The sequence below is a fragment of the Erwinia sp. PME.40.26/001 genome (genome assembly GCF_055556675.1).
The window spans coordinates 1,877-3,196 of record NZ_JBVHNP010000019.1 but is presented as its reverse complement, the minus strand read 5'-3'; the positions used below and the strand labels follow the sequence as shown (position 1 = coordinate 3,196).

Sequence of the window (1,320 nt, the reverse complement as noted above, 5' to 3'; positions counted from 1 at the left end):
TGCTCTTTAACAATCCGGAACAAGCTGAAAATTGAAACGACATGTCGTTTTCATTCTCCGTAATAAGAATGAAATCTACGATATGTTCGAGTCTCTCAAATGCTCGCAACGACAACACGTGTTCCTTCGGGACGCTTGTGGGTTGTGAGGTTAAGCGACTAAGCGTACACGGTGGATGCCTAGGCAGTCAGAGGCGATGAAGGGCGTGCTAATCTGCGATAAGCGTCGGTAAGGTGATATGAACCGCAATAACCGACGATACCCGAATGGGGAAACCCAGTGTGATACGTCACACTATCATGTCATGAATACATAGTGGCATGAGGCGAACCGGGGGAACTGAAACATCTAAGTACCCCGAGGAAAAGAAATCAACCGAGATTCCCCCAGTAGCGGCGAGCGAACGGGGAACAGCCCAGAACCTGAATCAGTTTGTGCATTAGTGGAAGCGTCTGGAAAGTCGCAGGGTACAGGGTGATACTCCCGTACACAAAAATGCACTTGCTGTGAGTTCGATGAGTAGGGCGGGACACGTGACATCCTGTCTGAATATGGGGGGACCATCCTCCAAGGCTAAATACTCCTGACTGACCGATAGTGAACCAGTACCGTGAGGGAAAGGCGAAAAGAACCCCGGCGAGGGGAGTGAAACAGAACCTGAAACCGTGTACGTACAAGCAGTGGGAGCCTACTTGTTAGGTGACTGCGTACCTTTTGTATAATGGGTCAGCGACTTATATTCTGTAGCAAGGTTAACCGTATAGGGGAGCCGCAGGGAAACCGAGTCTTAACTGGGCGTTAAGTTGCAGGGTATAGACCCGAAACCCGGTGATCTAGCCATGGGCAGGTTGAAGGTTGGGTAACACTAACTGGAGGACCGAACCGACTAATGTTGAAAAATTAGCGGATGACTTGTGGCTGGGGGTGAAAGGCCAATCAAACCGGGAGATAGCTGGTTCTCCCCGAAAGCTATTTAGGTAGCGCCTCGTGAACTCATCTTCGGGGGTAGAGCACTGTTTCGGCTAGGGGGCCATCCCGGCTTACCAACCCGATGCAAACTGCGAATACCGAAGAATGTTATCACGGGAGACACACGGCGGGTGCTAACGTCCGTCGTGAAGAGGGAAACAACCCAGACCGCCAGCTAAGGTCCCAAAGTCATGGTTAAGTGGGAAACGATGTGGGAAGGCACAGACAGCCAGGATGTTGGCTTAGAAGCAGCCATCATTTAAAGAAAGCGTAATAGCTCACTGGTCGAGTCGGCCTGCGCGGAAGATGTAACGGGGCTAAACCATGCACCGAAGCTGCGGCAGCGATACG

The 1,320-nt window shown here is 51.4% G+C and carries 1 rRNA gene (running past one end of the window); it reads left to right on the top strand.

Annotated features, from left to right (window positions below):
- Positions 1-148: 148 nt before the first annotated feature.
- Positions 149-1,320 (top strand): 23S ribosomal RNA (locus ACZ3HG_RS22885) (it continues 1,833 nt past the right edge of the window).